This is a genomic window from Alkalihalobacterium sp. TH-98 (genome assembly GCF_057473385.1).
Window position 1 is genome coordinate 1 of sequence record NZ_JBYCKM010000031.1, and the last position, 23697, is coordinate 23697.

Genomic DNA, 23697 nt, shown 5'->3' on the forward strand with positions numbered 1-23697 from the left:
CTTTCTCCTAGTTTCTTCCTCTACCGCTCACGTTTACGCTCTTTTCGTTCACGCTTTCTCCTAATTTCTCCCTCTACCGCACATCAATAAACAAAAAAATACTGGCTCGACCAAACATAAAATGTACCTATCTAAGCCAGCCTCTTTAATATCAGTCCTGGTGAACCTGACGTATTGTTCGCCTAATAGCTACCTATATAAAGACAAGTTCACCGCAACAAATGAAAGACATCTATCTTAAATAAGAACTCTTCCTATACGGTATCATTGCATGCATAGTGTAAAAGTTAGTTTTGTTTCGTGCCAGTAAAACTTACTTCAGAAGCCGCCCCTGTATCGTCCGAACTAGGGACAGGCATATTGTTTACTTGTCTAACTTGAATGGTTTCTAGTTTTTCACCAGTGTAATGGATTACCAAAGTAGATTCATATAAATATTCTAATTGCTTTATGTTTAATACCAAGGTCTTTTCATCTTCCCAAACTCCTGTGACGGAATGAACCCCCATTGTTGTATCACTTACGAGAGAGACACCGTTCAAACCAATATGAAATGTATCCGTAATCCCATCCTCATAACTCAGCATCATTTGAGCAGCAGCATCTTCCTCGAACGTAAAAAACATTTCCTTCCAATGAAATGGATTTTTTTCAAATGTATACTTTTGTTGATCGATTTTAGTTACAGTGTCCGGGAGAGACTGCTCCATGTTTTCGCCTGCCTCATTTTTGCGATTAATCAATTCAGATAAGTCATTAAACGGCTCCTCATTTTCTTCAATAGCGTCATCTGACACAACGGCTTGAATGATCGGACCTATTAATGGCGTTAATCTCCGATTGATTTCAGGAGCTTCATGTCCAGACGTGAAAACGACGACAAGGTCTTCTTCCGGTATTACATAAATGGCTTGACCGTAGGCTCCTTGTGCATAAAAGAATTTACGACTTTCGACTTCATCTATATACCAACTGTACCCGTACTGGCTGCCTCCTATAAACGGGTCTTGGATATCTGTTGTCGTAGATCTCTCAATCCATTCCTTTGAGATGATTTGTTCACCGTCCCATGTACCTTCACTTAAGTACAAGAGACCCATTTTAGCCATATCGCGCGGGGTCAATGCTAAGCCATTGCCGCCCATCGCAACACCATGAAGCTCTGAGAACTGTGTATTTGTAATAGAAAGCGGTTGAAAGAGATATGTCTCTGCAAACTCAACCGTACTCATACCCGTTTTTTCTTGAATGATAGCTGATAATAGATGTGAATTACCGCTATTATACAAATAAGAACTATTCGGTGCCTCTTTCATTGGCAAATCTAACATAAATTGAACTGGATCTTCTGCTTGTAACATTTGACTATAAACCATTCGATAGTCCACATCAAAACCTGAACGCATCGTTACTAAATCTTCTACAGTTAAATTTTGCTTATTTTCATCTACATTTTGTATCTCTCTATCTGCAAATATATCGACCACCTTCTCATCTAAGCGAAGATATCCTTGGTCGATAGCAATTCCAACTAGTGCAGAGGTGAAGCTTTTTGTGGCAGAATAAATCCACTGTTTGATCTCGGGGGTATAATCATCGTAATAGGCTTCGGCGATAATATAATGGTTCCTCACAATGAGTGCACTATGTATACCTGGATGTCTCTCATCTAATTCCTCGAAAATCGTTAACAATTGACTAGAATCCATCCCCTGTGCTTCTGGTGTTGAGACCCGCCATTGATCCGTAGGAAAATATGGCTCCTGCGTAAGATGGACTTCAGCATTAGCCTCGATATCGTTAGTTCCTTCATTATCTAACATCGTACACCCTGCCAAACAAATGACAATTAATATAGAAAATAAAAGTTGTTTCATCTTCATAAATTGACTCCTTTCCAAAATTGGTAATAAGGGATTAAACTAGTGCAAAATAATAGATGACAAAACCAGCGATAAAAACCGTATCACCGATCACATGGTAGAAACGTATTTTAGACTTTTTGACGTTTGCCAAGCTCGTTTCGAATAAAATTTGATACACATTAGCAATAAAGAGAACGGCAGATAGGATAATGACAAAAAGGCTGCCTGTAATTAAAATTGCCAAAATATAAAACAACCAGCTGCGCAAAAATGAAAAAGCCATCACAAACAACAATAAGGAAAAACTATGTGGGTTAATGTCCAACTCTTCCTCAGATGATATCTCTGCTAAACTTTCTTTAATCTTTTTATGTTCCCGCAAGTAACTAACATTCACCCAAAGTAAAATAAAACAATATATCAATAAAACAAGGTCTTCACGACCAGTAATAAGGTCTGTCATTTATTTATCCCCTCCTGCTAGTCCCATTAATATTAATAGGTTACCTCCCAAAAGTACCTGTCTTTAATCTCATCGGTGATGCAATATATATGTATTGTGTCATTGTATGGTCTTCCATCTTCCTTATATATTTCTTAGTATGTAGTACGTTTGATTGACAAAAAAGTTCCAAAAAAATACCCACTTTGTTCTTAATTGATCAAAGTAGGTTGTTCGATATTTTAATAGTAAAGCCAGTCTGTATTTTTCCTTGTGATTATTCATTACTCCTTGTATCCTGCACCACTACTTTGGTTGACTTTCTTCTAGTCCCGTTACTCTTTTTCCAATTAGAACATCTTTATGCCCAAACGCGAATACGATAATAACAATGTAAAAAATGCTTAGGAGGCGACGTAAATGTTACAAGTAGCAGGGATGCCTTTTCAACCGAGTGGCTTGTTGCACCTTGGAACGATAGAAAGAGTGATTATTCAGCAAATGATTAACGCTCCAGTTGTCTATTCATATCCTTCCGTTCGTGAACTACAGTTTGAACTTAGTGCTCGAAAACACATTATAGAAAGTGCAAAGGCTATGAACGAAAGCCAAATGGAGTTTACCACTTTCAGGTATGCGCGTTGTAACCCTACATACTGGAATTTAACGGGGGCAGGCGGTTTTTTACTTAGACCTGACGTGTTTCCAGCAGATGCCATTCTAGACATTTATCGAAATAGTTCACTGTATGCCTTCGAATGTGCAACAGCTTGCGTAATTATTTATTATCATGCCATTTTAAGAAGTATTGGGAGAACTACTTTTAATAACTTTTTTCGAAATCTCTATCTATATAGTTGGCATACAGATCCGGACCTTGGACTAACTACCTTTCAAGGAAGTCATTTTTTACCCGGTGATGTGATTTATTTTAATAATCCGGACTTTCATATCCAAACACCTTGGTTTAGAGGATTAAATGCGGTTGTATTAGAAGATGGTAATTACTTTGGACACGGTTTTGGAATTATGAGTGGCCGAGAAATAATCGATTTCCTGAATACACAGCGTAATCCAGGAAGTACTCAACCCGCTTACTTAGCAAGTATAGTTACAAGACCTTCCTTTAACAGATTATCTAACCTCTCTATAAATCTACAAAGGGAGCACACGGTTTCTAAAACGACACCTAGGGTAGTTCACCATAACAAAAATCGTATCTCAATAGTACAGCATTTACATTACTGTAATACAGAGTTTCATAGCTAAAAAACTCTATTTCAGTTTAGAAGGCACCCAAGACACTAACCCATTTTTAAGGGAGACGGGCTCCACTTTCAATTAGGTGAGTATACTGTAGTGTAAATACACAAACACGAAAGGATGTATAAACATGTACGCAAACGTAAATGCAGCACCTTTTATGGGCGCAAACGTATCACCTATGATGATGGATAATGTATCACCTATGATGATGGATAATGTACCACCTACTATGACTGCTCCTATGGCTCACCACCCTTATATGGCTCCTTCTTATGGTTATGGTTGCCCTACTCCAGCACGCGGAATCGATAACTTTGTATTAATTGTTGTGTTGTTTATCTTATTAATCATTGTTGGTGCTAGCTTCACAGCATACTAATCGATAAACTACTACAGTAAAATACTACTGCTTACTAAAAACAAGGACATATTTTAATAGAATATGTCCTTGTTTTCATAATGGTACCCTGTAGTTCATCACATAATTTAACAATTCACCTTTCATATGATCTCCTATTTTCGAAACCGCAACGATACCATCTACAATTATTAAAAAGCAACAATTGAACCGATTGTTCTCCCAAGCCATAATCATTTAACACCATTCTCTACTAAGGCAAACTTATTGAAATCAATTCATAACCCAATTCTGTCATTCTATGCCTTAAAACCAGTTGGGCTTTTCTCGCTCTTTCATCAAAGATTTTGAGATCTTCTGTTTGAGTTTGCCATGGTAATTTCGTTTCGTTTTCTAGTTTTTCTACTTCTTCATCGATCCAAGTTTGGTATTTTTCATAAGTCGTAATCGCAACCTGTTCTTCCTGAAATTCTTCTGGAACAGAATAGTGCAGCTTACTCAACCACTTGGTAAACGATTTTTCACCATATGTATCTATTCGCTTATTAAAAGTCGCAATTAACTCCTCCATTAAAAGAGGATCAAAATTTTGTACCATCATCTTCACTTCTAAAAATTGTAATGTAGCGTCTGCAGACATTTCCTTTTTGTTCGTTTTTATTAATGTAGCTATGCCCCCAGCTACCATGAGACATCCAGCTACAGCAGCTACAGCTTTTCTCCAATTCATCTTGATTTTCCTCCTTCAATTTTTCAGTCATTGTTTTATTTAACCTTTTTCTATCTACTTTAATTTTTATTAGATTATTAAATTAACTAGATTTACCAGTTTCTATATAATACCATATCAATATGAGAACTTTTTTACTTTTCTAAAAGATAGGAGGCTTCAATATGAATCGAGATTGGTTTGGAGATATTTTGAAAGAAAATGAAAAGAGCGGTGAGCGATTAAAAGGCATGGGAAAACCGCTTTCAAGAGAAACACTCGAAGGAAATGTACTTGATCGTACCGTGAAAAACGCAGGATATTTACCAGAATGGGTGTCGTTACAACAAGAAATTCGTTCTTGCTTAATTAAGCTCATCCCTGACTTGCAAAACGTCGACAAACAAGGTGAGATCGAACAAGAAATTGACGCCATCAACGTTCTAGTGAAGAAATACAATAAAATATGCCCTGCACCCATGCAAAAAATGCTAATCACACGGGAATTAGCTGAAACTCAACTGAAACACTGGGAATAGCAGCACCATCTATTTGAAAAGATAGTTGTTTCATAGATTTATTGTCCGATTTCATAGTTTATTGTCCGATTTGACTGATTTATTATCCGATTTCTCACTTTATTGTCCAATTTCATTCATTTATTGTCCGATTTCTTATTTTATTGTCCAAAATGTGAAAATTCCCGCTCTATCCAAAACAACAGAAGCATGATATATAACTATTTCTCCACTCTATACCAACATAAAAAATCCAGGGTGATCGCCTTCGCCCCTGGATTTTTTTCTATTAATTTTCGTTTAGTTGGCAATACGCATCCACAAAAAATTGCGGGTTAAGCGGTTGACCTGTTACTTTTTCAATTTTTTCGTTCCAATGATATTTTGATCCTGGTTTGAAAAACTCTTCTCTTAGGAAATTCCCAACAGTTGGTGTGAAAAATTGCTCTGACAAATCTGTCTTAATATATTGATGAAGCTGAGCAGAAGTCAATTCTCCTAATAAGTAATTCTGATAGTAAACAGGGGCTAACGTAAAGTGAATTTTCGCTGCCCAGTCTGGTAGGTTTCGATCTTCGGGTGCATTTACTAACTGAATGTCACTTACTAACTTCCACCAAAGTGCATTTAAGTCTTGATCTGGATTTTCATATAACTCTTTTTCAAAGAAGACAAACGTAATAATCCAACGAGCAGAAATTAACATTTTTAGTTGCTCGTATTTTTCAAGAGCCGGTGCCAGTGTGTCGAGTTGCTTATCATCTAGCTCTAAGAAAGTCGCTAACCACTCACGATTTTCTGTCATTTTACCAAATAACATTGCAATCGCCTCTGTTGTTAACGTATGAGCCGGTGCTCTTAAAACGTACGGTAATCTAGTATCTAAGTATTTGAAGTATGCCGCATGTCCAAATTCATGTAACATCGTTCCCATCCAGTAGGAATTCGGTTGATTGTTACATAAAACGCGCGTGTCGCCTTCTCTGTCCATATCCATACAAAAAGCCGTTGGATTTTTACCAGGACGAGGGTTTAGATCGCTTGTCGCATATAAGTCTTCAATCGGAATATTCATGGCTGCAAATGTATCAGCCGTTAATTTTTCAAGATCTTCATTTTTAAAATATGGATCTAAGTTCGTTTCGTCTGAAGCAGGCGCTTCTTGGAAAAATGGATCTACGTAGTGCCACGGGCGAAGGTCAGAAACGTCCATTCCGAACTTAGCAGCTAATTGCTCATCCAATTCACTCTTTAATTGACGATAAGTGTCATTCGATAAGTCAACTAACTTTTGGAAAATAGCAAAAATTTCATCTCGATCCAATTCCTGATTTTCAAACGACATTTCATGGTAGTTATTATATCCTACCGCTTTGGCCGATTCGTTGCGCTTTTTGACTAGTGTTAACAGCTTTTTCTCTACGACTTGACCGACTTCTTTGGATGCTTTCCATGCGTCTTCACGTTCTTGCAAGTCCTCACTGTTTAACAAAATATTACGTACGTCATTGGCTGATAACTTCTTCCCATTAACTTCTGGTTCGTATGTATTAAACATGTGGTTCAGTTCAGCTGAAAGTTGCGACAGCTCTTGTAAACTTTCTTTAGGAAGTTGATTTTCTTTAAACTGACTTTGCAGTGCTTCTAGTTGACGTGTTTCGATCGCCGTTAATTCCGATTCTCTTAAATAGTTTTGAACCGCGTTAAACAATTCACTGTTTGAAAAATAGGTACGAAACTCAGTTTGCGCTTCGCCTACTTTATCCGCCCACTCTTTTTCACCCGTTGTTTGTGCCATCCAACTAGTATTTGTAATATTACGATATAGTTTTTCAACCATCAAATTTTGATCTTTTAAAAATTGTTGTACGGTCATTCGTCTTCCTCCAATTTAAAAATGATATAATTAGCAGTTTGAAAATTGCTTTTAATATAATACTATACTAAAAAACCACTTGAACGCTAATCATTTTCTCTTTATTTTTCTAAAATTTGATAATCTTTTGTTTTGGTTACCGGTATGTCGTGTTGTATGGCAAATCGGTTAAGTTCCTCATAGACTTCGTCGGGGCGGAAATTGATAATCCTTACATTTAAATTGTTTCTCACTTGAATAAGAGTTATCAACAGAAGTTAGAGAATTGGCAACTTTGATGTTTTAGCCGTAAACACCATGCGCATGCCTCCCTTCTATCGTATTCTCTTTTATTCAGAAAATTGCTATATCCTATTACAAAATTTTTTTGGATTATATAATAGAAAGTTTATAGTTAGCTTTGCTTCTTCTCCAGCTTTTGTAAAATATCATCCGTTTTTTCCTCAATACGTTTCATGCGCTTTTTGTTCTCGATGGTAGTCCTTATGAAAAACACAATCAGCATAATAAAACCTATTAATACTGCTAAACTAAGTAATTGGAAAATGGCATCAAATACATTAAATCCAATTTCACCAAACATCTCGTATCACCTCGTGTCTTTTTGTTTATTTGCATATGTTGGAAGATACTCTTCCTGCTTTTTCTTCAAGCCTCTAACTATGAATCCTGTATTCTTCTAGTTCCTCACTTACAATTACTGAGAACCGTGCTAATCATAAAACTCCATATGCTCTTTATCTTGTTTATAGTAATTGATTCGGTCTTGCAGCGTACCCGTATGGAATTCGAATTTGTGACCATCAGGATCTGTAAAATAGATTGATTTTCGATCTCTTTCATCTCTTGGTCGTCCCGAAAGGATATTTACACCTAGCTTTTCTAGCTTCTCGTACATTGGCTGGAAGTCGGTTTCTTCTATTGAAAACGCAATATGCGTGTAAGATTGCTTGATTTCCTGACGCGGAATATCCTGTTCTTCATTCAAGGCTAGCCACATCCCATTGAAGTCAAAATACGCCGTCGTTCTCCCTTTTACTAGCAATCTGGCACCAAAAACGTCTCGATAAAAACGAATGGATTGCTCTAAATCAGAAACCGAAAATAAAAAATGATTCAGCCCCTTAATAGACACACTCTCACCTCAACTCTTTTATGCTTCACATGTTTGTGCTCTTACTGAGCCTAGATAATCACCCATCAAACCCTACTGAACCGTTCGATCGATCAACTGAAACACTTCTTGCGCTCCTGCCTTTGTAAGTGAATAAATCGTATGTGTATTAGTCGTATTCATGATCGTACCTGAATTCTCACTTATCCATAAGGAATATTATGATAACCTAACCATTCTAACAATCTCCCACATCGACTTTGCCATTATCGTAACTACATGAGTTCCCGTATTTCTTCAACAACCTCTTCATGTAAATGGAATGTATCTTTTTCTGTACTTCCGTCAGCATAAGTGACTTCTACTTCAATAAAAACCATATTCTCCATCTCAACCTGAACTGCCCATACTTCTTCACCGTCAAGTTCATGCTGCATTTCATCATCATAAATTCCGTCATCATAAATACCATAAGTAAAATCAACTACTTTTTGCGACCCATCATTTAGGTGTACGTAAGCTTTTGCTTTTTCGACTTTATAAAAATCAAACCATACATCCCGCTGTTCAATAATCGCTTCAAAATGAGTGTTTTTTCCATTCGTTAAAGTGGAATAACTGATCGTTAATCCCCGGGACTGAAAAAGATCCACTGGGAGATATTCGGTGCCGGTTCCTCTGTTTAAAGAACCAACGGAATCTATCTTATATACGTAACTGAATTCAGGATCAATTTGAATAGCTGCCTCATAGGTTGTACCTGACATCAGACTTGCTACGATTTCACGCCACTCGACCTCTTCGTCTTTTTTATAGGAAAAAACAACATCAGCATCACTTTCTAATTCTTTAAAAGTCCATTGAACATCGAGATGTATATTACCTAGACTAGATGTTTCAACATCTGGTAAGAAATGAATATCTGCAATCCACTTTTCACTTTCTCTCCATTCATATAATTGCTGTTGAATGCTAGAGACTTCGTTCATCATTTGCCACTCGGTTCTCGAATAACTTTCTCTCAGATACTCTAACTCTTTCCCGAATTGGTTCATTTTAACAATACTATATAAATTGAATAGTAGACTTGCAATAACCACTGCTAGAATTACCTTTAATGGTTTTTTCATTGCCTCTCCCCCGTTATTTATTAGATATAATTGCCCATTGATTTTAATAGTAACACGAGAAAGGATATGATTGGAAAAATTTTCTGTAAATTCCCTATTAAGGACACTATCATTACACGGGTGAAATCTCATTCATTACAATTTGATTAAAAATCGTATGTATTCCTAGTAATCTATAATAAATCGTGAGAAAATAGAGTTACTTGAAATAGAGTTACATGACTTAGAAGATATAGAAACTAGTAAAATGATTAACTGGAGGAAATGAGATGCCACACTGGTTACGGAAGTCACTATTTGTTGCTATTACGGTCTTAACATTAGGAACCATTACTCCACCTCCCTACCTGTATTCGAATGAATCTGAAGCAAAATCACCATCAGATGCTGAAGTTAGTCAAAAGGAAAAAACTTCAGACGAAGTACATATACTAACTACTCTTGAAGATAATACAACCTCTGACACAGACATAATGACGCTCCCATGGCATGAAGTTGCCGCAGGAACAGATAGTGAGCAACTCGTTGAAAGATGGATAGACTACACGGTTTACCATGCAGACTCACAAACGATCAATAAATTTGGAACAAGAATTAAATCTAAAATAGAAGATGAATACCGTGAGCTTATTCTGCCTAAGTTAGAAGAAACGCTTGCTGACATTAGCCAGCAAGCTGATGAGGAACTGCTTCGAAATTTATATATTACGAATGACCCTTCGGATGGTCTAGGTGAAAAAATATTCCATGTCTATGATATGAGGAATGGTGAAGATTTATATCGTTTTCATGTCCGTCGAGATCACCCGCCACAACAAGGGTATTGGTTTAATTTTCATTACCATACCGCCAATGATAACTTTGAAACCCACCATGAAATTGGTACTATCTATTGGGATAAAAATACCCCGCCAAATTGGATGTCTTAACAAAAGCATTGAAGCATAAGAAAAGCCAGGCACTTTCACATATATGGAAGTGCCTGGCTTTTCTTATTATGGCAAAATCGTATTCCGGACATTGTTTCAGTATAAAATACGAAATCTTTAGTTTACATAATAATAATATAGTATTCCTAGACAGCGGTCTCCTATTAATTTGCTTGTTTAATCAACTCTGGTTCAGGTGTTCTCTTGGACAAGTAATTAGCAAGAAATGATCCAAATGACAGATTAATAACCATATTAATAATGGCTGGGATAGCGGCTATTTCACTAATAAATTCAATCGCTAGAATTGCAGCTAAGGCTGTATTACATAATCCAACATGAAAAACAATCGCCGTCACATCTTCATTTTCTACTTTTAGCCATTTTAATTGCAACAGTAAATAAGCGATCAGCATTGGCAGGGTCACTTGTAAAAAGGCAACAAGCGTAATGATTGGAATAATAATAAGTTCTGAAGCGATCGCTCCTTTTGCACTTCCAATAATCGTATGAATGATGAGCAGCAGCGTAATCGATGAACTTAGTTTTGTATAACTCACTGACCTGGTCACTATATGAGGAAGCTTTCGTTGAAAGAAGAGCCCCGCTGTGATCGGTAAAATGACGATCAGTATAAACGATTGAAGTAAATTAAAAAAGGAGATGGTGACACTTTCCCCTTCAATACCGAGTAAAGCCAAAGGAGTTACAATCGGACTTATGATTATATCTAAAAAAGAAGCCGCAATGACTAAGGAAGTATTCCCTCCTGCAATAAATGTGTAAAGCGTTGCCGCTGTCGCGTTAGGAACCGTACCTGACAAAATAACGCCGGCAGCTACTTCCGGGCGTGTTGCAAAAAATAAGTGGGCTAAAGCAATAGAAATCATTACGGTAATTGTCCATTTTAGGAAGGTAGCTAATCCTAACACACCGTACTTCGACCGCATCTTCTTTATTGCTTCCACATTCATCGAAAGACCGGTAAAGAAAATGACGAAACCAAGTAACATACTTGGCACCCAGTTCGGTACTTGTAAATGATACGGGAAAAAATATGTAAAAAAGGCAACAAAAATAATTAGTAAGGGCAAATTCCCAGATATAAACGAATGGATGTGTTTGATTTTCCCCTCACCTACCTTTTTATCGGTCAAAAAATTCCTTTACAAAAATCGTATGTAATCCAACAAGGCTTTCCATAAGCATACACCAAATATTTAGATTATTAAATTTATAATCTTCAGAGATATCTAAAACCTAAAAGTAACACTCAACATAGTTATGGTTTCCTTTAGGTTTCGATAATAAAAAAGCTGGTTTATTAGTTATTAACGAACCTTACTATCCACTTTATCACAGGCAATATATTTAAACTTTTATTCTTTTAACTCAAATCCATTCACTTTTAAATGTGCACGATAAATATCCATCATAGAAGGCACATCGTCTGTATTAGGTCGCGATTTTTCATCCCAAATTTTTGACTTCTGCAATGCTCTCGTACAGTGAATGAAGCATTCTTCCACATCTACGCCAATTCCAAGTACGGGGGGCTTCTCATTCAAAATCATGTGACTAAGAATTTCTCTATTTTTTATAATCGTCGCCCTTCCATTGATGCGTAAAACTTCATCCATTCCTGGAACGACAAATAGTAATCCAACATGTGGGTTTGATAAGATATTTAAGATGGAATCTACCCTTCTATTACCTGGTCGATCAGGAATGACCAATTGACTTTCATTTATTACGTACACCGCTCCTGGTTTATCTCCTCTTGGTGAAACATCACATTTTCCATCTGCATCTGCAGTAGCCAGAAACAACAATGGTGACATCGAAATAAACTTCTTACACTGATCATCAATGACGGAAACGATCTTGTTTTTTACAAACTGATGAGGAGACCCGACCAATTCTCTAAGCTCTTTTTCCGAAGTAACTGCATCATCTTTAAAATTTATTTTCTCCATTTAATAACCCCACTTCCTGACTAGTCAACCTATTTTGATAAGACTCTTAAACTATATTCATTCCATATCTACTATACTATATCTAATCTTTGTGGAAAACTTTCCAACATAATCGTTACGAATTTCAATTAAAAGAAACTGCCTCCACGGAAAGTGTAAGACTCAAACGAACAGTTTCATTCTTATAATTGATTACTTCATTTTTCTTAGCAAATATAGTAAATACGGTGTACCTACTAAAGCGACGATAAGTCCGCTTGGAATATCTTTCGGTGCAATAACAATCCGACCTATAAAGTCAGCTACAACTAATAGTAGTCCACCTAGTAATCCTGACACAATCATAAGAGGATAATGGCGAAAACCTACTATTCTCCTTGCAATATGAGGTGCAACTAACCCGATAAATCCGATAACACCAACAAGAGAAACAGCTGCTGTACTTAGTGCAACGCCAATTAATAACGCCCATACACGTGTCGACCTAACCGATAACCCAAGTCCAGAAGCAACATCATCACCAAATGTTAAAGTGTCTAGATTTCTTGTCATATATATGGCGGGACCAATAAAAACTCCGAACAACAAAAGCGCCATATAGACATCATCCCAACTTTTCCCATACGTACTTCCAGAAAGCCAAACGAGTGCACCAGCAACTGCCAGCTTTGCCTTTACTACAAACACTTGAGTAGCTGCAGAACCAAAGGCTGCTATGGCCACACCCATTAAGGCAATAAGCATAGGAGAAAAATTATTCTTCCATCCTGAAATTAAAATAATTAGTAGAGCAACGACCGACCCCGCAATTGTCCCTAACGGCATATATGAAGGAGGGATGGCTGGAAACATGACGAGTAACAACATCGCTCCAGCGCCCCCCATTGAAGTCACACCAATAACACTAGCATCTGCTAAAGGATTTCGAAGCACACCTTGTAATAATACTCCAGTAACTGCAAGCATCATCCCGACAATAAACGCAGTTATCACACGAGGGATCCTAAAATTCCATACAGCTGTATTTGTCCACTCAAGCGTCCAAGCTTGTCCATTGAAGGAAAAGGCTACAACTATACTAATGGCGATCAAACCAACAATGATGGGTACGACAACAGTCAAGCGAGTTGGCGTAGATGTTCCGCCCATCGGACGATCACCACGCTTCATGGAACGTGCGGTTCGCCAAGCTAAATAAAGTAACCAAGGTCCACCAATTAAAGCTGTCATTGCCCCAACAGGAACTTCCTGTCCAGGTTGAATGAGCCGTCCTAATACATCAGCACCAATCATTATAATGGCACCCCATAAAAAAGAGTGAACGAAAATCATAATATGTCCTTTGACACCTAGCATTCGTACAATATGCGGGGCCATCAATCCAATAAAACCAATCGGTCCAACTACACTCACTGTTACTGCAGCTAAGACAATCGCAACAGCCCAAGTGATAAGTTTGATCAATAACACATTTTGTCCGAGGGAAGTTGCAACATCTTCTCCTAGAGATAATGTATCTAGGGGCTTAGCTAAAAGTAATGCACCGACAAAAGCTAGCACAATCGCTGGAGCTGCAAATGAAACACCATCCCAGTTCAACTGCACAAGCGTTCCTGACCCCCATAAGAAAAGACCATTTGTCTTGTTTTCAAATAGTAATTGCATGGCTCCAGTAATGGAAGCAAAAAGTAATGAAATAATCATCCCTGTTAAAGCTACACGAACGGGCTCCATCTGTCGGCCAGCAAGTAAAACGACTAGAATTGAAGATAATATCGCTCCTAGTAGTGCTGTTACAAATGGAAAATTCCCTAAGAAACTAGGAAAGAATATGGCAGATGCTACAACAAAGAAAAATGCTCCTGCATTTATTCCTAATGTTCCTGGTGCAGCAAGTGGGTTTCTCGTAAGTGTTTGTAAGGCAGCACCTGATACAGCAAGTGCCCCACCTGCTAAAATACCAATTACTAATCTAGGTAAACGAAGAGATAATACTATATCTTGGACTCGACCTTCCACCCAAACTTGGTCCAAAAGTTCTGATACTGAATAGTCAGCTTGCCCTTGCGTTAAATGAATGAGCGATAAACCAATGAGCAAGAAGAAGCCCCCTGTCAGCAAGACAAAGGACTTCTTCATAGATTGCCCGAACATTACTTATTCACCAATGTATTCGTAATTTGATCAAGTAATGTACCTGCTGATAACGGACCACCGTATAACCATGTATCTTCTCCTAAGTCATACAGGCGTTTTTCTTTTACAAACGTTAAGTTTTCCCACACTTTATTTCCTTTTAATTGATTTTCATAAATATTATCAGTATCAGGTACAGTAAATAAATAGTTTGCATCTTCGTACTTCACTAAACCTTCAACGTTAAATGTACTTGATCCAAAGATTTCATGTTGGTCTGGTACGTGAACGTTATTTAATCCCATTTTTTCAATAATGATCGATGCCATTGAATTTGGAGTAAACACACGAATCTCTGGTGCTTGAGCTCCTGAATAAGCAAGTGTTAGAATTACATCTTTTGTTGCTAGATTAGCAGAGTCAATTATTGCTTTAGCTTCCTCGTATTTTTGATCAAGCTCAGCTAATACTTGGTCTGCTTCAGCTTCTTTACCTACGGCTTTTGCAATTTCTTTAAATGTCACTTCCATTTCCTCATACAGATCTATACTTTCATCCTCAGGATATGGGTTAAAAATTACAGTCGGTGCAATCGCTTCTAGTTCAGCTAACATACTGTCATGTCGGAAGCTGACTCCAATAATTAAATCAGGCTCAATTGAAGCTAGTACTTCTAAGTTTGGTTCTTGACGACCGCCAACATCAACAACGGTATCATCAAACTTTGGTTCAATGTTTACATAATCTCCGTACATATCGATATCTGCTACACCTGCTGGTTGAATCCCAACAGCCAATAAGTTTTCAGCATATGTCCATTCAAGTGCTACTACTTTTTTTGCAGGAGCATTTAAAGTGACTTCCCCATTTACACCCTCTATTGTAACTTCAGTATTTTCTGTCGTTTCGGCTGCTTCATTACTTTCTTCCACCGGTATAGAAGCTTCTTCGTTGTTAGAAGAACAAGCAGCTAACCCTAGTAATAATGCCACAAGTGTTAGTACAATCATTAGTTTTTGTTTCATTTTCTTAACCTCCAATTATTATGTATTCATTCTAGTAGTCCTATATTGATCATGATAATCATTATCAATATCAACAAAAATTAGTATATATCTGAAGTATTTAATTGTAAAGGGGCATTTAAAGTTTTTAATAATAAAAATCATTCTCATTTAGAGGTGTTTTGTGTTACTATACTTAATATACAAAATCGCTTAGATCAAAAGTCTAATAGTTGGAGGAATATTGAATGAAGGCATCCATTCAGACAAATAAGTTATCGATTGGCTATCACGATCGAACACTTTTTGAAAACTTAAACTTGACGATACCACATGGGCAAATTTCTGTATTTGTTGGAAGTAACGGTTGTGGTAAATCAACACTCCTTCGTTCAATTGCACGCTTATTAAAACCGACAAATGGTTCTGTTTTACTAGATGGAAAAGACGTCCATCGCATGTCTTCTCGTCAAGTAGCTAAAAAGATGGGGATTTTACCGCAGTCACCCATTTCACCAGAAGGATTAACCGTTCATGACTTAGTAAAACAAGGACGTTACCCTCACCAATCATGGTTAAATCGATGGTCAGACGAAGATGCATTGAAAGTAGAAGAAGCAATGACGGCAACTGGTGTTGCTGACCTTCGAGATCGGCCAGTAGATGAGCTTTCAGGGGGACAAAGACAGCGGGCTTGGATTGCGATGACGCTTGCGCAAGATACAGAAGTCATTTTATTAGATGAACCGACGACTTATCTTGATATGACTCATCAAATTGATATATTGGATCTCCTTTTTGAACTTAATGAGAAACACAACCGGACCATTGTTATGGTGTTGCATGATATTAATTTAGCTTCCCGTTATGCGCACAATATTATTGCGATTAAAGACGGGACTGTACATGATCAAGGAACCCCTGAGCGCATTATTACCTGTGAATTAGTTCGTGCTGTTTTTGGAATGGAGTGCCAAGTTGCAACAGACCCAATCTTCGGTACCCCCCATTGCATTCCGTTTGGTCGCGGTCGGTGCGTGCTGCCAAACAATAATGGAGCAGCAAAAAGTGTGTAATCTTGAGAAACTCAAACATTATCAAGTACATGTTGTTGATCAAGCTAATGAGATGATGACCATAAAAGACAGTTTGACTGAAAGACACAATATTTTAATACAAACAATAATGCAAAAAAACGAAACTCCAAATGAGGCTGTAGCGACATCAATTTTCTTTCGTCGATATGGCTTTTTTATTGCAGCACTTTTTTACCTAAAAGCGCATAACAAAATGTGGGATGGGCCTCTGGATAAAATCTTTCTCTATCCAATTGACGATTCTCTTTCTTTTCAAATTGAAGCTCACTACATTAGGGAAGCTCAAGAAGGTGATGTCGCTTTAATTATAAAAAAATATGGTCAAGTAGTAGTAGACACGATGTCAGCGAAAGGTAAAATCTCTAAAGTGACCTTATGGGAAAATATCTGGGGATATGTACTTTGGATGTACAGTCAAACCAATACAAAGCAAGCGACCTTAGATCTCGACGAATTACTTGAAGATCGTGCATGGCAACCGGAAATGCGTAAGTCCATGTTCGCTCCATTTCTAAGAGGCCGTACGGTTCAGGAAGCTCAAATTGAATTTAAACGAGTGACGTGTTGCTTATATAAAGAATTGCAAACTATGGACGCATGTCCGTATTGTCCACTTCACCATTAAAACTAGCATAGATGTTCGACTTCATCATTAATAGAAGTCGGACTCATTTTTATTTATATATCCAGCTTGCTTTTAAACAATTAAACTACTGATGCTTCTCCTCATAATCCACAACAAAAGGTGTCAGCAAGAACCCTACACATGCAATGGCTAAACCTGAAATCAGAGTTAGAAAGACATTCGTAAAAGGAGTTAAAGTAAATATAAAAATAATAAGTGGAACAGTCGTCAAAAGAGTGACTAAAAACCTTGAGAACCATGTGATTTGATGATTAGCGCCACAGTGCTCACACGCTGTCATACTATAAGACATATTCGCCTTTAAGATTTGACTCCACTTCAATCGAGTGTAACAATTTTTACACTTTGGCATTTACAACACCTCTCAGTTGGTCTATCCCTCGCCTAGTCTGTTACTATATATACGAAATAAATCGTAGTACAAAACTATATCTTTTCTTTTATTCTATAAATCACTGTTTGATAAAACTCCGCTGGATGTGGAACAAAATGATCTTTTCCTACTTGTCGTTTAACTAGGATCTCACTTCGATCGTCATTAACTTCAAAACCGCTTACCATTAGGGTTTCCACCTCACCATGCCACAGATTACAAAAATCGTTAAAATCCGCTTTAAACATCCCGGCAACTTCTTCCGCTTGAAGCGTAAATTCATCGAAGCTCTTGTTACTAAGATGTAGAAACACATTGGCTAATTCCTTATCAATAAAATGATCTTTCGTTACACAATAATCAATAACACCTAAGGAAATTAAGTCGTCTATCGTTACATCAATCCCTAATTCTTCTTGGACCTCTCTCACTCCATCAACCACCGTTTCATTCGCTAACAAATGTCCTGCGGCTGTAATATCTAAAAGGTTCGGGTAGTCCTTTTTATCCTTACTACGAAGTTGCAAATAAACATAAGTTCCAGCTTCCTCTTTGCTGACCAGCCAACAGTGAAATACTTCATGCCAGTAGCCTTTTTTATGAACCTCTTCCCGGCTGGCTTCACCAATTACCACACGATCTTCATTAAAGATCTTTAGTTGTTCGCTATCCATGGTTTCCTCCATCATACTCTTTAATATCCTTTTCTTCTCAAATAATGATTCAGCGCATTTTTTCTATCGTAATTTTGTAGAGTTAGTTAACTTCCATCCTACTTCTTTATAATCCGGGTCTCTCGATCTCTTTTCAGTAGTGAGTATACGAAGGTGTCATTCGGTACACCATTTTGAAACATATAGTCCCTTAAAATTCCCTCTTTTTCAAAACCAAATTTCGTCAATAATTGATTAGATGCTTCATTACCTTTAAAAACAACTGCACCAATCCGTGTTAAGTTCAGTTCATTAAAACCATACGAAAGAACGGAACGGAGAGCCTCTGAAGTATACCCGTTTCTCCATTGTGCTTCAGAAAGTTCATAACCAATTTCTGCTCTCTTATGTTTGGGTACCCAGAAATTAAATCCAATTGTTCCTATTAAACCTTTTGTTTCCTTTCTTTCGATTCCCCAGCGTATCCCTCTTTTCTCCATGAAAATAGTTGTAAAAAAATCAACCAACTGTTCTGCCTGCTCCATTTGCATCAGCGTTTCCTGTCCATAATATTGGGTTACTTTAGGGTTAGAGAAATTTGCATAAATAGCCGCTGCGTCCTCTTTTGTAATCTCACGTAAAACCAGCCTCTTGGTCTCCAATAATGGAAGCATAACATCCCTCTTTTTATAACAACTATTATATTCTTTGTAACGATCACTATCTGGTAAAATTTTATAATTCCATTTTATCACAGCTTCCAATGATTGGGACTGCTTTCCTATCCATCTTCAGTAAATTCTTAAACATCTTCTGTTTGGTCTTCTATAGGAGTCCTATCTTATCGTTGAATAGAAAGAAATAATCTCTAGATTAGAAAAAAACAAAAAATCGGCCGTCATGAGCTTATTGACGACCGATTTTCCAAATAAAACAGGTTTCATTATCTTGGATGACTCCCGTTTTTCAATATGTAATTCATTATTTTAAGATGATCCCTTTCCCCTTTTCTCAACACTCTCAATCGTTTCACCTTCAGGAATGGTAAACAATCGGCTTTTCGGTTCATGGATCGATTGCGACGGCCATAGCCCGTGATGTCCTGAAACGATGTAACTAGTGAGACAGGCTACAAAAAAGTATTCGATACCTTTATCCCCAAACATCTCAAGACTGAGAAGAAAGGCAGCAATCGGCACATTCGCTCCCGCACAAAACGTTGCGATCATTCCTAATGCGGCCAGGAAAGACAACGGTAAATCCATAAAATGATATAAGGCATTGCCTAGCGTTGCCCCCATGAAAAACAGCGGGATTGCTTCTCCACCAACAAAGCCCATCCCCATCGTGACCGCGGTAAGCACCAGCTTTGCGATAAATGCATACGGCGGAACTTCTTCTGTAAAGGATTGTTCTAACATGTCTAAGCTACGCCCATTGTATTCTTGTGTGCCAAGGATTAAAGTTAAAACGACAATAATAATTCCACCAACAAAAGCCCTTTTCATATGATTTTTATTAAAATAGTTCTCAGATATACGTTGAAGTCCATGACGTAATTGACAATATAGCACACTGAGGAGGCTAAAAAGAATTGCAAGAAAAATGACCTTTCCAAACGTCATAAGTGATAATTCAGGAATATTTTGAACCACAAATGTTTCATGTTTGACATCCCAAGCATATTCCGTAATGTAATGCCCGACAAAACTAGCCGTCAGACATGGAACAAAGGCTTCATACTTCAGCTTCCCTAATGCGACCATTTCCATACCGAATACAGCACCCGTAATCGGTGTTCCAAAGGCTGCTCCAAATCCTGCACTAATTCCACTCATCAGAATGATTTTTGTATCGAGTAAATTAATTTTAAAAAACTGATTGACGGCTTCTGCCACACTTCCTCCCATTTGGATCGCTGCACCTTCTCTTCCAGTAGACCCACCAAAAATAACCGTAATAAACGTTCCTAAATAAACGATCGGTCCCATTCGCCGTAAAACTCTAGCGATGCCGTGTACTCCTTCAATGACAAGATTATTTCCTTTCGCAGCATCATTTCCAGAATTCTTCCCAAAATGCATATACATATAGCCAATGACTATGCCCCCTATGGGTAAAAAATAAATGAGCCAAGCATTGTCCTTACGTGTATCTCCTAGAAATTCATTTGTTGTTAAAAGTAAAGCAGTTGTCGTTCCAATAACAACACCAACAACCCCACCCCAAAAGATCCATTTAAAAAGTGTCGTAAACAATGTTTTATACTTATATTTAGCATTCAATGTCATCGGCCTCTTTTCAAAAGATGTGCATATCAATTTAGTTTTCTAGATTGATTGAAGTAAACAAGTACAAAAAATGACGGTACTCTTTACTACTGTATATTTTTTACAAACTAACACCAATCATGTATTTTATTTACAATCGTTTTTTCAAGTTACGATGAACACATTTAAACCCTGGGGTTTCCATTATTTACATATAACAAAGAAGGTCTTTATCTTCCGTTATCCATACATTATTCTTAAATAGGGATTGCATCTTATATAACATTGCTTATAAACAATTTTGGATAGATTAGGAGGGGAGATTACCATGTGGTTTTCTTTAAAAGAAGTCCGAGAAATGTCAGACCAAGAAATCAAAAGTAAGTATTATGCCATGATTAACCAATCACGACACGAATTTAATGAAAAACAAAAGATTGAACGTTACTTAGAAAGTCCGTTGCTGATGTGTTGCTTTATGGTGCTTTGGTTGATGATGGCCTTTATTTTTTTATTTTTTATTTGGATTGCACCAAAAGAAGGGTTTCGGCTATTTCTATTTTTTGGAACACCATTAATCATTCTTCACTTCATTACTCGACACTATAGAAAAAAGTGGGTGCAGAAAAAACAAAAGATTAACCTATTACACCACCAACTAGATGACTTTAGAGCAAAACTAGAAAAAGCACGCAAAGAAATACCAGCCTACCCTTTCACGGGAACTTCTAGCTATTATCCATATGAGAAATTTGATAGTTATCCATTTGATGAATATTCGTAGTTAGGAATTGGTGATAATCAGTTTTATATAAAAACATGCAAAAGCGCTCAGTTCAAATCTGAGCGCCTGTCTAAAAAACCAATTTTAAATTAACTACCTAGCCCTACTAATACGACGACAATCTTAATGCCACTCCAGTGAGTTGATAAAGTAATCTAACCTCTGAAAATAGACTCCACCATTATAATCTTCTCGGTCTGCGTGTTTATGTTTGTAATACCAATGACCTGATTGTTCAAACAGATGAAAATGGCCATCCATAAATTCTTCATCCATGTGACTTACATAAGCGTAGTGTCCAGACGTACCACCACCTAAATCTTCTTCATAAGCAACATCAATATTAAACGCATCAAACATTATTTCTTTTCCTTGGTCAATCGGGAAGCTTTCTTTCAGTTTACCAAACGAATAAAAGCTATTTTTCGAAACACCAGGCTCCGTAAACCGCCATTCGGTAAAATGTTCATGTTCAATTCTTCTTACTTCCGTATTAACCGGCAGATAGCCTGTCAGTTTGAGTTCCTCAATTTCAAACAGTTTCATATCCACCTGCTCATAACCCATAGCACCTACCATCAGCACGACACTTTTTTCCAATGGACGTCCGTATTCAAAGTCAGACATCCCTACTGTACCTGGAATTGTATAGGGGGTATCGACCATTAAATAAGTAAAAAAGATCCATGGTAAATACCAACTTTCCTGATTGTCTAATGGGAGTTCAGCAATATATATAAACGGATAACCAAATAATTCAGACGCATACAGCTCGATAAAACGTCCAGCTTCCTCATCGATGTAAACAGAAATCTGAGCGTTTTTTATATCAAAAGGAAACACTTCTTTATGAGGAAATCCTATCCGATTATTATATCTCAACTCCTCGATCACTCTTTCCGGCGAAAGTGCAATTTCATCCAATGGTTCAAACTGAGAAGTCACTTTCCGAATTTCATCCCTAAATTCGTTGTTACTGATTGTGTTATTAAAAAGCAAAAGCTTCATACTTTCGGAATTTTGTCCAGTCATATTGACCGAATGCACACCATTTTCCCGTTTTTCAGTCACTGTCCAGCTGCTAGGAAGCTTAGCTGTAAATGTATTATTAAAGACAGGGTAATCTCCCATTCTATTTAAATCATCATGATCATAGGACGGGCGATCTAGAACCGTTTCTATTGAAAAATCACTTTCAATGGCCGGCTTCTGTTCTTCAAAATGTTCTTCAGGCTCGATTTCCCGACTTTCACCGCCCCCAATGATTATATCCCTTTCATCTAGTGGTTTCCCATCTTGTAGAAATGTAGTATTGAATATTAAAAGTCCGGCAATCCCGGCGGCAACAACAGTAGCAGTACTTCCTATAACAAGTTGGTAAAGATTTTGACGCTTTTGCTCTATTTTTTGTAAGTCACCGGCTTCTTTTAGCCCGGCTTGAAAGGCATGAAGGCTTTTTTCGCGTGCGGCTTTAGGTGCTTTCACTCTCTCCTTGTGTTTCATAATATACGAAAGCTCTTCGTCCCTCTGTTTACGCTCATTCATCTGCTGCTCACCCCCAAATTAATTTGTTCAAAAAGTGCCTTTCTTGCGCGGTGTTGCATCGACTTTACAGCAAGCGTAGATTTCCCCATAATTTCAGCGGTCTCTTTTATAGAAAAGTCCTCGATAAATCTTAAGTGCAGAACCGTTTGATATTGACTCGGCAACTGATCAATGGTTTCAAGAACTTCATTCATATGTAAATTCCGCAGATAGATATCTTCTGCAGAGTCATCCTTCCCCCCGAAATCTTCCATTTTTTCATGATCCATAACAACGGACTGACGCTCTTTATTTTTCTTACGGTAATAATCAATCACGACATTTCGAGCAATTTTGAAAATCCATGTTTTAAATGAGGATTTTCCTTCAAATCGTTCGAGTTGCCTCGCAGCTTTAAAGAAAACATCCTGCAACAGCTCTTCTGTATCGTGATAGCTATCCGTCTGTATGTAAATATAATGGAAAATACGATCGACATATCGGTCGTGCAGTTCCTGAATAGCCAGTTGATCACCTGCAAGAATCTCACGTATGAGTTCGTGATCATTCATTTCTTCATCCCCCTATTCATCTGTCGTAATTATAGACGAATAGTTTAAAGAATGGATGCTTAATTTCCATTATTTTATAAAAATCTTATCTATTTTGAATAGTGATGATAGATAATAGTCGGTTATTAGGTGAATCTGTTAAGCAATCTACCACTTTGATGTGTGCTTCAGGAATAATTTAGGAGAATCCATTAACCAATCTGCCATTTTGGTGTGCGCTTGAGGTAAAATCTAGGAGAATCCGCTAACCAATCTGCCATTTTGGTGCGCGCTTGAGGGAAAATCTAGGAGAATCGGCTAACCACTCTACCATTTTGGTGCGCGCTTAAGGTAAAATCTAGGAGAATTCGCTAACCATTCTTCCTCTTTGGTGTGCGCTTAAGGTAAAATCTAGGAGAATCCGCTAACCAATCTGCCGTTTTGGTGTGCACTCAAGGTAAAATCTAGGAGAATCC

General features: G+C 37.5%; 24 protein-coding genes. 7 read left to right on the plus strand and 17 right to left on the minus strand.

Annotated elements, in window-relative coordinates:
• Positions 1-287: 287 nt before the first annotated feature.
• The gene (locus AC2VNP_RS11700; protein WP_486917497.1) at positions 288-1883 is read right to left on the minus strand and encodes a serine hydrolase domain-containing protein; all 1596 of its coding nucleotides are present in this window, start codon (positions 1881-1883) and stop codon (positions 288-290) included.
• A 34-nt stretch (positions 1884-1917) separates the two neighbouring features.
• Positions 1918-2328, minus strand: a complete 411-nt coding sequence (locus AC2VNP_RS11705; RefSeq protein WP_486917498.1) for a hypothetical protein — start codon at positions 2326-2328, stop codon at positions 1918-1920.
• A gap of 399 nt (positions 2329-2727) precedes the next feature.
• Here AC2VNP_RS11705 and AC2VNP_RS11710 point away from each other — a divergent pair, with 399 nt between their 5' ends.
• Both AC2VNP_RS11710 and AC2VNP_RS11715 read left to right on the plus strand, forming a co-directional pair.
• Positions 2728-3576 carry a protein-glutamine gamma-glutamyltransferase gene (locus tag AC2VNP_RS11710; RefSeq protein ID WP_486917499.1) on the plus strand — a complete coding sequence of 283 codons (849 nt, stop codon included), beginning with the start codon at positions 2728-2730 and terminating at the stop codon, positions 3574-3576.
• 301 nt (positions 3577-3877) lie between these two features.
• Entirely contained in the window at positions 3878-3952 is a 75-nt protein-coding gene (locus tag AC2VNP_RS11715; protein ID WP_486917519.1) for a YjcZ family sporulation protein, read from the plus strand.
• Between the two features lie 232 nt (positions 3953-4184).
• Here the strand turns inward: AC2VNP_RS11715 and AC2VNP_RS11720 are convergent, their stop codons facing one another.
• Positions 4185-4661, minus strand: a complete 477-nt coding sequence (locus AC2VNP_RS11720) for a hypothetical protein (protein WP_486917500.1) — start codon at positions 4659-4661, stop codon at positions 4185-4187.
• Positions 4662-4825: 164 nt separating this feature from the next.
• On the opposite strand from AC2VNP_RS11720, the gene AC2VNP_RS11725 reads away from it, so the two are divergent.
• Positions 4826-5179 carry a DnaJ family domain-containing protein gene (locus tag AC2VNP_RS11725; RefSeq protein ID WP_486917501.1) on the plus strand — a complete coding sequence of 118 codons (354 nt, stop codon included), beginning with the start codon at positions 4826-4828 and terminating at the stop codon, positions 5177-5179.
• Positions 5180-5447: 268 nt separating this feature from the next.
• On the opposite strand, the gene AC2VNP_RS11730 is transcribed toward AC2VNP_RS11725, so the two are convergent.
• From AC2VNP_RS11730 to AC2VNP_RS11745, 4 genes are all read right to left on the minus strand, one after another.
• Positions 5448-7034, minus strand: a complete 1587-nt coding sequence (locus tag AC2VNP_RS11730) for a M3 family metallopeptidase (protein ID WP_486917502.1) — start codon at positions 7032-7034, stop codon at positions 5448-5450.
• Positions 7035-7428: 394 nt separating this feature from the next.
• On the minus strand, positions 7429-7617 hold the full coding sequence (locus AC2VNP_RS11735) for a DUF4083 family protein (RefSeq protein ID WP_486917503.1): 189 nt from the start codon (positions 7615-7617) through the stop codon (positions 7429-7431).
• Positions 7618-7746: 129 nt separating this feature from the next.
• Positions 7747-8169, minus strand: coding sequence for a FosM family fosfomycin resistance protein (gene fosM / locus AC2VNP_RS11740; RefSeq protein WP_486917504.1), 423 nt, complete (start codon positions 8167-8169; stop codon positions 7747-7749).
• A gap of 254 nt (positions 8170-8423) precedes the next feature.
• Positions 8424-9278 carry a hypothetical protein gene (locus tag AC2VNP_RS11745; RefSeq protein ID WP_486917505.1) on the minus strand — a complete coding sequence of 285 codons (855 nt, stop codon included), beginning with the start codon at positions 9276-9278 and terminating at the stop codon, positions 8424-8426.
• Positions 9279-9547: 269 nt separating this feature from the next.
• On the opposite strand from AC2VNP_RS11745, the gene AC2VNP_RS11750 reads away from it, so the two are divergent.
• Complete coding sequence (locus tag AC2VNP_RS11750; protein ID WP_486917506.1) at positions 9548-10207, plus strand: YpjP family protein; 660 nt, start codon at positions 9548-9550, stop codon at positions 10205-10207.
• A 164-nt stretch (positions 10208-10371) separates the two neighbouring features.
• Here AC2VNP_RS11750 and AC2VNP_RS11755 read toward each other — a convergent pair whose 3' ends face one another.
• The 4 genes from AC2VNP_RS11755 to AC2VNP_RS11770 all read right to left on the minus strand — a co-directional run bounded on the left by AC2VNP_RS11755 (position 10372) and on the right by AC2VNP_RS11770 (position 15344).
• Positions 10372-11301, minus strand: a complete 930-nt coding sequence (locus AC2VNP_RS11755) for a bile acid:sodium symporter family protein (protein WP_486917507.1) — start codon at positions 11299-11301, stop codon at positions 10372-10374.
• 285 nt (positions 11302-11586) lie between these two features.
• Positions 11587-12183 (minus strand): MSMEG_1061 family FMN-dependent PPOX-type flavoprotein, encoded by a 597-nt coding sequence (locus AC2VNP_RS11760; protein WP_486917508.1) that lies wholly within the window; start codon positions 12181-12183, stop codon positions 11587-11589.
• A 192-nt stretch (positions 12184-12375) separates the two neighbouring features.
• Complete coding sequence (locus AC2VNP_RS11765) at positions 12376-14337, minus strand: iron ABC transporter permease (RefSeq protein ID WP_486917509.1); 1962 nt, start codon at positions 14335-14337, stop codon at positions 12376-12378.
• Complete coding sequence (locus AC2VNP_RS11770; protein WP_486917510.1) at positions 14337-15344, minus strand: ABC transporter substrate-binding protein; 1008 nt, start codon at positions 15342-15344, stop codon at positions 14337-14339. Before AC2VNP_RS11770 ends, AC2VNP_RS11765 begins: the two co-directional genes overlap by 1 nt.
• A 227-nt stretch (positions 15345-15571) precedes the next feature.
• Here AC2VNP_RS11770 and AC2VNP_RS11775 point away from each other — a divergent pair, with 227 nt between their 5' ends.
• Together AC2VNP_RS11775 and AC2VNP_RS11780 are read left to right on the plus strand one after the other, a co-directional pair.
• Complete coding sequence (locus AC2VNP_RS11775) at positions 15572-16399, plus strand: ABC transporter ATP-binding protein (protein ID WP_486917511.1); 828 nt, start codon at positions 15572-15574, stop codon at positions 16397-16399.
• Positions 16392-17045: a hypothetical protein gene (locus AC2VNP_RS11780; RefSeq protein ID WP_486917512.1), complete on the plus strand. Its 654-nt coding sequence runs from the start codon at positions 16392-16394 to the stop codon at positions 17043-17045. The genes AC2VNP_RS11775 and AC2VNP_RS11780 overlap by 8 nt, the downstream gene beginning before the upstream one ends.
• A gap of 85 nt (positions 17046-17130) precedes the next feature.
• Here the strand turns inward: AC2VNP_RS11780 and AC2VNP_RS11785 are convergent, their stop codons facing one another.
• The 4 genes from AC2VNP_RS11785 to AC2VNP_RS11800 all read right to left on the minus strand — a co-directional run bounded on the left by AC2VNP_RS11785 (position 17131) and on the right by AC2VNP_RS11800 (position 20377).
• Positions 17131-17418, minus strand: coding sequence for a TIGR04104 family putative zinc finger protein (locus tag AC2VNP_RS11785; RefSeq protein WP_486917513.1), 288 nt, complete (start codon positions 17416-17418; stop codon positions 17131-17133).
• Positions 17419-17492: 74 nt separating this feature from the next.
• Complete coding sequence (locus AC2VNP_RS11790) at positions 17493-18113, minus strand: NUDIX hydrolase (protein WP_486917514.1); 621 nt, start codon at positions 18111-18113, stop codon at positions 17493-17495.
• Between the two features lie 98 nt (positions 18114-18211).
• Positions 18212-18766 carry a GNAT family N-acetyltransferase gene (locus AC2VNP_RS11795; RefSeq protein ID WP_486917520.1) on the minus strand — a complete coding sequence of 185 codons (555 nt, stop codon included), beginning with the start codon at positions 18764-18766 and terminating at the stop codon, positions 18212-18214.
• A gap of 312 nt (positions 18767-19078) precedes the next feature.
• Positions 19079-20377 (minus strand): chloride channel protein, encoded by a 1299-nt coding sequence (locus tag AC2VNP_RS11800; RefSeq protein ID WP_486917515.1) that lies wholly within the window; start codon positions 20375-20377, stop codon positions 19079-19081.
• Between the two features lie 313 nt (positions 20378-20690).
• On the opposite strand from AC2VNP_RS11800, the gene AC2VNP_RS11805 reads away from it, so the two are divergent.
• Positions 20691-21146 carry a hypothetical protein gene (locus tag AC2VNP_RS11805; RefSeq protein WP_486917516.1) on the plus strand — a complete coding sequence of 152 codons (456 nt, stop codon included), beginning with the start codon at positions 20691-20693 and terminating at the stop codon, positions 21144-21146.
• A gap of 123 nt (positions 21147-21269) precedes the next feature.
• On the opposite strand, the gene AC2VNP_RS11810 is transcribed toward AC2VNP_RS11805, so the two are convergent.
• Both AC2VNP_RS11810 and AC2VNP_RS11815 read right to left on the minus strand, forming a co-directional pair.
• Complete coding sequence (locus tag AC2VNP_RS11810) at positions 21270-22691, minus strand: hypothetical protein (RefSeq protein ID WP_486917517.1); 1422 nt, start codon at positions 22689-22691, stop codon at positions 21270-21272.
• Positions 22688-23242, minus strand: a complete 555-nt coding sequence (locus tag AC2VNP_RS11815) for an RNA polymerase sigma factor (RefSeq protein ID WP_486917518.1) — start codon at positions 23240-23242, stop codon at positions 22688-22690. Before AC2VNP_RS11815 ends, AC2VNP_RS11810 begins: the two co-directional genes overlap by 4 nt.
• Positions 23243-23697: the final 455 nt, after the last annotated feature.